This window comes from Planctomycetaceae bacterium, from assembly GCA_041398785.1.
In the GTDB taxonomy this organism is placed as follows: Bacteria; Planctomycetota; Planctomycetia; order Planctomycetales; family Planctomycetaceae; genus JAWKUA01.
In genome coordinates, this window is record JAWKUA010000055.1 from 1 (window position 1) to 6,822 (window position 6,822).

Here is a 6,822-nt window from a genome sequence, read left to right on the forward strand (position 1 = left end):
CAAGAGCGACGCATATGCGCACGGAAAAGCCCGACCAGAAGTGCTCGTGGTCGGGCTTTCAGAGATTTTGAGAACCGGTGGGCTGTCGGCTATCGCAGAAACTGCGGTGCCGGAGCGACCGACAAGGCGGTTTGTTCCAGCAGCGATGGGGCCGGAGGTTCTTCGCGAATTGGCAGAGCGGACACGCCGACGTCGTCCATCAGGTGGTGCAGAGCTTCTTCGGCAAGATTGATTTTCGCGATGATTCCCAGCGTGCCGATCTGACGTCGCGGAATTCTGGTCCAGCCGTGGACATCGTCCTGCACGTGATGGAACAGCGCGTCGACTCCGGTGAGCTGTCGCTGCACGGTCGCTCGATCAAAGTTGTGTTCGGCGGCGTGAATCAGGCGAGCGGTCTGATACAGACTGTAGGCTTCCGTGTAGGTCTCCTGAAAGCCGGGGTTGTGGGAATAGTTGTAGTACAGGTCCAGGCACAGTTCGTTCATCAGCACTTCAAGCTCGGCAGCCAGTTGGTCAACGTGTTCGCAGGCGCCGAAGTGAATTTCGGACGGTGCCGGAGGCACTTCCAGAACCGGCGCGGGCAGCAGTACCGTTCGATGCGGGTCAATTCCATGGTGACCGTGGTGAATCGGCCGCACGGGTTCGATGATCACAGGTCGAGTGCGTCGGCACTGAGCGTTCGCGGAAGCAGTGATCAGAATTCCAGCCAGGCTGCACAGCAGTGTTCGTTGAATCGTCATGGTTCAGGTTCCTGTGGCAATTTGAGAGAGAGAGGTGAGTGGGAACTGAACCTTTCTGAAGGCGAAGAGCGTGCCGAAAATGCCGATGCGACGTAACTCGTTTTCAGGAAAAGCCTTGTGAATCACTGCCACAAACTGGGACTAATCGAATGTGCAGTGCTGGCGATACAGGTGAATTCAATATGATGTCACTTCTTGATTGTTTGTGTTATTCTTGTGATCCTTCTTCGCTGCACATTCGCGAGAATGACACACAAAATCTATAGCACGTTGGGCGTGATGCCATCCTGCAATGACACACGATCCGAATTTGAGCCGGCCCTGCAGCTCGCTCACTTCATCTCAACGAGAGTTTCCAGCGACCGGCAGAACGCGCCGAACGCGCCTTCGCCGAACAGGACGAAGCGGACTTCGTCGGGCTGCTTGTGCCACTTGACGAAGTCGATGCAGGTTTTCAGGGAAACGTTGGCTGCCAGATCCAGCGGGTAGCCGTAAACGCCGGTGCTGATGGCCGGGAAAGCGATGGAATCGCAGTTCAGATCCCCGGCAAGCTGCAGGCATTTTCGGTAGGCGGACGACAGTTGTTCGGGTTCCCCGCTGCGACCTCCCTTCCACACCGGGCCGACCGCGTGGAGCACATACTTCGCAGAAAGTCGACCGGCTGTCGAAGCGACCGCGCTGCCGGTTGGGCAGCCGTCCGGGTACTTCAGATCGGTTTCGGCCATGATGTCCGGGCCGCCGGCGCGGTGGATGGCTCCGTCGACACCGCCTCCGCCGGCGAGTTCCGAATTGGCCGCGTTGACAATTGCGTCAACCTGTTGTTCCGTGATGTCGCCCCGCAAAAGCTGCAGGCGGCAGTTTCCGAGCTTGACCAGCATTTCGGTTTCCTGTGAATGTCATCCGGGTTGCGTGTCGCCATCGCGCGTTGGGTGAATCAGCACTCTTCAGAATGCGCAGCGTTGCGGCGTGGAGTTTCGAAGTGAAACGGCGCGGCGTCGCTGTTGTCGGAAAGTCGATTCTCGTATAACGCACGCTCGATTCAAAATCACTGGTCCAAGTGGTGTCCGAAGAAGGAAAGTGTCGCATGTCCAGCGACGAATCCGCACTTGTAGTGGGAGTTCCCAAAGAAGCCGACCCGCGTGAACGACGGGTCGCCATTGTTCCTGCGACGGTTAGCCAGATGAGAAAGTCCGGACTCTCGGTGCTGGTCGAACGCGGAGCCGGCCTGGCCGCTGGTTTTCCGGATTCGGACTACGAAGCCAAAGGGGCGACCTTCGCTGACAGCCGTCGGAATCTGTTCAATACTGCAGACGTGATTGCTCAGGTGCGAGCTCTGGGGGCGTGCGGGACCTGCGGCGAGGAGGATGTATCCAGCCTGCGAATCGGACAGGTTCTTGTCGCAAGCTGCGATCCGCTGACGTTTCCGGAGCAGGTCAAAGTTGCCGCCGAAAAGGGAGTCACGGCGTTTGCCCTGGAACTTGTGCCGCGAATCACGCGGGCTCAAAGCATGGACATCCTGTCGTCGATGGCAACCGTTGCCGGCTATCGGGCGGTGTTGCTGGCGGCCACAGCGGCACCTCGCATGTTTCCGATGATGATGACGGCCGCCGGAACCCTGAAGCCGGCCCGCGTGCTGGTGATCGGAGCCGGAGTGGCGGGCCTGCAGGCCATCGCCACAGCCAGGCGTCTGGGGGCCGTCGTTTATGGCTACGACATTCGTCCCGTGGTTCGCGAGCAGGTCGAAAGCCTGGGCGGCAAATTCGTGGAACTCGATGTGAAGGCCGAAGCAGCCGAAACGAAGGGCGGCTATGCGAAGGAAATGGACGAAGACTTCTACCGTCGCCAGCGGGAAGCGATGAAGAAGGTGATCGCCGACATGGACGTTGTCATCACGACAGCCGCAATTCCCGGAAAGAAGGCTCCGGTACTTGTGACAGCGGAAATGGTCCAGGCGATGGCTCCCGGTTCCGTCGTCGTGGATCTTGCAGCCGAACGCGGCGGTAATGTGGAAGTCACCAGGCCGGGCGAAACGATCGATTACAACGGAGTAAAAGTGCTGGGTCCGGAAAACGTTCCCGCGGACGTGCCGGTCCACGCCAGCGAAATGTACAGCCGCAACCTGTGGACCTTTCTGCAGCAGATCGTGAAAGGCGGAAAGCTGTCGATTGACACCGAAGATGAAATTGTGCGTGACACGCTGCTGACGCGCGAAAAGGAAGTCGTCAACGCTCGCGTGCGTGAGTTGCTGAAGATGGAACCGCTGACCGCGGCGGCCAGCGCGTGACGGATGATGATGCGAATACGTTGATCCCGTTTTCAGGAGCGTGGTGTCGGCCACATTGGCTGCCAGACGACAGCCTGTTCTTCGACGGTGGTTAACGCGACAACAACCAGAGTCCTTTCTTTCAGAACAATGCCAATGCAAGTACTCAGTTTTCTCGCCCAGACCAAAGCTGCGCTTCCGGCAGAAGTCACGGACGCCGCCGGCGAACTCATTGAACAGGCCGCGGCCGGAGCCGGTTCGGGTGCCGCGGGCTCCGGAGCCGGCCACCTGATTCTGCTGCTGACAGTCTTCGCCCTGGCGGTCTTTGTCGGCGTGGAAATCATCACCAAGATTCCTCCCACGCTTCACACACCGCTGATGTCGGGTTCCAACGCGATTTCGGGAATCACGGTCGTGGGAGCCATTCTGGCGGCTGGTTCCGACAACGGTACCTGGGCAGGGATTCTGGGATTTCTGGCCGTCGTACTGGCAACGATGAACGTCGTAGGAGGCTTCGTCGTGACGAATCGAATGCTGGCGATGTTCAGGACCCGGAAATGATCCATTCCCTTCGCAGGTATCACCGCATTCGGTCGCCGCTTCTGTCGCCGCCGCCCTGTTCCGGAACAGTCGCTGTCCGGAACATGAGGTCATCCTGAAACACGCGGCTTTCGACTTTGACGTTTCGATATCAGGGGCAACCCGTTGAACACTGACGTGATTGATCTGATCTACCTTGTCGCCGCAATTCTGTTCATTGTGGGACTCAAGGGACTGACGAAGCCGCGAACCGCCGTGCGAGGCAACCTGCTGGGCGCGCTGGCGATGCTGATTGCCGTGGTTGCGACTTTGGTGCACCGGGACGTCATCAGTTGGACGGGGATCGGGATCGCCATCGCCATCGGGTCCATTGTCGGCGTCGTGCTTGCGCTGCGGATTCAGATGACTGCGATGCCGCAGCTTGTGGCGCTCTTCAATGGTCTGGGCGGCGGAGCGTCCGTGCTGGTGGCCGGAGCGTATCTTGCCGGTCGGGAACACGCGGCTCACGTCGCCAGCGGTTCCTGTTTTGCGGATGTTCTGACCGCCACCGCGGCGTCCGGTCTGATCGGAGCCGTGACGCTGTCCGGAAGCCTGGTGGCGTTCGGGAAACTACAGGAACTGAAGTTTATAAAGGACGTGTCGTTTCCCGGACAGCAGCTTCTGAACGCCGTGCTGGCGATGGGATCGATCGGTTTGGGAGCGTTGCTGGTGACTCAGCCCGAACACGCTCAGTTGTGGTATTGGCTGATGTCGATTCTTGCGCTGGCGCTCGGCGTGTTTCTGGTGATTTCGATCGGCGGTGCGGACATGCCGGTGGTGATTGCGTTGCTGAATTCGTATTCCGGGCTGGCGGCTTCAGCGACGGGTTTCGTGCTGAACAACAACCTGCTGATCATTGCGGGCTCGCTGGTCGGGGCCTCCGGTTTGATTCTGACCCGCATCATGTGCGACGCGATGAACCGCTCGCTTCCGGCCGTGCTGTTTGGAACGCTGCAGGGCGGCAAGAGTTCGCTGTCCGCCGACGAGGTCTACAAGAACGTCAAATCCACGTCACCCGATGAAGTTGCGATGATGCTGGAAGTTGCTCAGAACGTGCTGATCGTTCCGGGTTACGGCATGGCGGTCGCTCAGGCTCAGCATGCCGTGCGCGATTTGACAAACCTGCTGCTTCAGCGAGACATCAATGTGGAGTTCGGCATTCACCCGGTTGCGGGACGCATGCCGGGTCACATGAATGTCCTGCTGGCCGAGGCCGACATTGCCTACGACCGGCTGAAGGAAATGGACGACGTGAATTCGACGATGGATCAATACGACGTGGCGATCGTTCTGGGAGCCAATGACGTCGTAAATCCCCTGGCTCGCACAGACCCGGACAGCCCGATCGCCGGGATGCCCATCATCGATGTCGACAAGGCGCGAACGGTCGTGGTCGTGAAAAGAAGCCTCAGCCCCGGCTTTGCGGGAATCGCGAATCCTCTGTTCGCGGCGGACAATGCACTGATGTTGTTCGGCGACGGGAAAGCGGCAATCGTCGACGTGGTCAAGGCACTGCACGAAGGATAGCCGACTTTCAATTCAGAGCGTTGTCCGTGAAGCGTTCTGACGCGTGGCTTTCTACTCTTCCCGAGGATCCGCAACGTGAACGAACGCTTTGGAAAAGCCGCGGCGTACTCAACGACGACGCAGGTGCCCGTGAAAACCCGTCGCCGGATGCTGAAGTCGCTGGCGGGGTGTGCGATGGCTGCCGCGGTTCCGAAATCTCTGCGGGCGATGACACAGGACACGCGCCGCGTCACCGGGATGGGACTGGTTCTTTACAACTGTTCGATCCGACGGAAGCAGTTGCTGGAACAGAATCGCGGAGTCGACCTGTTCGAGCCGCTGACCTTTCTGAAGCATTGTCACACGCTGGGCGCGGGAGGCATGCAGGCTCAGCTAAGATCGCTGACTTTGGAACGTGTCGGTGAACTTCGCGACTACGCAGCGAAGCACTCACTGTACATCGAAGCGATCGTTTCGCCGCCCGACAGCCCTGACGATCTTGATCGCTTCGATTCCGAGATCCGGACGGCGGCAGCGGCCGGAGCGCTGGCGGCTCGCACGGTCGTCATGCCGGGCCGGCGCTACGAACGATTTCAGACGCTGGCGGAGTTCGTGCAGTTCGAGGCGAAAGCGCAGCGGATGCTGGAACTGGCCGCTCCGATTGTCGAGCGACACCGGCTGCCTCTGGCTGTGGAAAACCACAAGGACCAGCGCAACAACGAACGCATTGCTTTGATGGAACACATCGACAGCGAGTTCGTCGGCATTTGTGTCGACACGGGTAACAGTTTCGCGCTGGCGGAAGATCCTCTTCGGACAATCGAAGCGTTCGCGCCGTGGGCGAAGTCCGTGCACATCAAGGACCAGGCACTTCTGCCCTACGACGATGGCTTTCTGCTGGGCGATATTCCTCTTGGTCAGGGCAGCTTTGATCTGCCGGCCATGGTACGAATCCTGCGCGAAGCGAAGCCCGACATCCGATTCACGCTGGAACTGATTACGCGCGACGCATTGAAGGTGCCGTGCCTGACGAAAGCGTACAAGGCCACGATGCCGGACCTGCCTGCCGAAGATGTCGAACGCACGATGAAGTACGTCCGCGAACACCAGGTCAGCGCCGTTCAGCAGGTGAGTTCCCTGTCCCCTGTCGAACAGCTTGCACTGGAAGATTCGAACATCGCCGCAAGTCTGAAGTACGCCGGCGAGCAACTGAGCCTTTGACGTCGGCCCTCTCGCGTTTTCGAATGGCCGCGCTGGTTCCGGCGTTGAATTGCGTGTGTCTTGCCGGCGGAAATCAGCGTCCCGGCGAAGTCCTGTCAGAATTCGGTCGTCGACATCAGGCTGCCGTCGTTACGGCTGCCAAGTCGCTGCAGGATGTCCCGAGAAATCTCGGTGCTGATCGGTCGGACGCTGCCGTCCGCGAACAGGAAGTTGCTGACCAGCGTGTGATCGCCGCCAAATCCCGGCAATGAATCGCCGGCCGGCCCATCGTCCGTCGAGCCTGGCGGATACGTGCCGAATGACGAGTATCGTCCGGTGGACACGTATTCCCTGTTCAGCCGAGAGCCCGCGTTTCGCAATGTGCTTTCGTCGCCGTTCATCCATCCCAGATCGCTCAACAGGCTGACTTTTTCGCCGACGAGTATTGTTGTTGAAGCGCCGTCAGGAACTTCGATCAGAGACTGCGCACTATTCAGGTACAGCAGTCCGTCGTTGTCGGCGTCAATCGGCACT

At 59.4% G+C, this 6,822-nt stretch carries 7 protein-coding genes; 4 read left to right on the forward strand and 3 right to left on the reverse strand.

What is annotated here, in order from left to right; all coding sequences use genetic code 11:
* Positions 1-89 precede the first annotated feature (89 nt).
* Entirely contained in the window at positions 90-740 is a 651-nt protein-coding gene (locus R3C19_27175) for a hypothetical protein (protein MEZ6064045.1), read from the reverse strand.
* Positions 741-1,072: 332 nt separating this feature from the next.
* Positions 1,073-1,618, reverse strand: coding sequence for an O-acetyl-ADP-ribose deacetylase (locus R3C19_27180; GenBank protein ID MEZ6064046.1), 546 nt, complete (start codon positions 1,616-1,618; stop codon positions 1,073-1,075).
* Positions 1,619-1,824: 206 nt separating this feature from the next.
* On the opposite strand from R3C19_27180, the gene R3C19_27185 reads away from it, so the two are divergent.
* The 4 genes from R3C19_27185 (at position 1,825) to R3C19_27200 (ending at position 6,309) form a co-directional block, all read left to right on the forward strand.
* A complete protein-coding gene (locus tag R3C19_27185) occupies positions 1,825-3,024 on the forward strand; it encodes a Re/Si-specific NAD(P)(+) transhydrogenase subunit alpha (protein MEZ6064047.1) in 1,200 nt (399 codons plus the stop codon).
* Positions 3,025-3,159: 135 nt separating this feature from the next.
* Entirely contained in the window at positions 3,160-3,564 is a 405-nt protein-coding gene (locus R3C19_27190; GenBank protein MEZ6064048.1) for an NAD(P) transhydrogenase subunit alpha, read from the forward strand.
* A 144-nt stretch (positions 3,565-3,708) separates the two neighbouring features.
* Entirely contained in the window at positions 3,709-5,109 is a 1,401-nt protein-coding gene (locus tag R3C19_27195; GenBank protein ID MEZ6064049.1) for an NAD(P)(+) transhydrogenase (Re/Si-specific) subunit beta, read from the forward strand.
* A 75-nt stretch (positions 5,110-5,184) separates the two neighbouring features.
* Positions 5,185-6,309, forward strand: coding sequence for a TIM barrel protein (locus tag R3C19_27200; protein ID MEZ6064050.1), 1,125 nt, complete (start codon positions 5,185-5,187; stop codon positions 6,307-6,309).
* Between the two features lie 95 nt (positions 6,310-6,404).
* Here the strand turns inward: R3C19_27200 and R3C19_27205 are convergent.
* Positions 6,405-6,822: DUF1559 domain-containing protein (locus R3C19_27205; GenBank protein ID MEZ6064051.1), on the reverse strand; the 418-nt coding region annotated here is incomplete at its 5' end.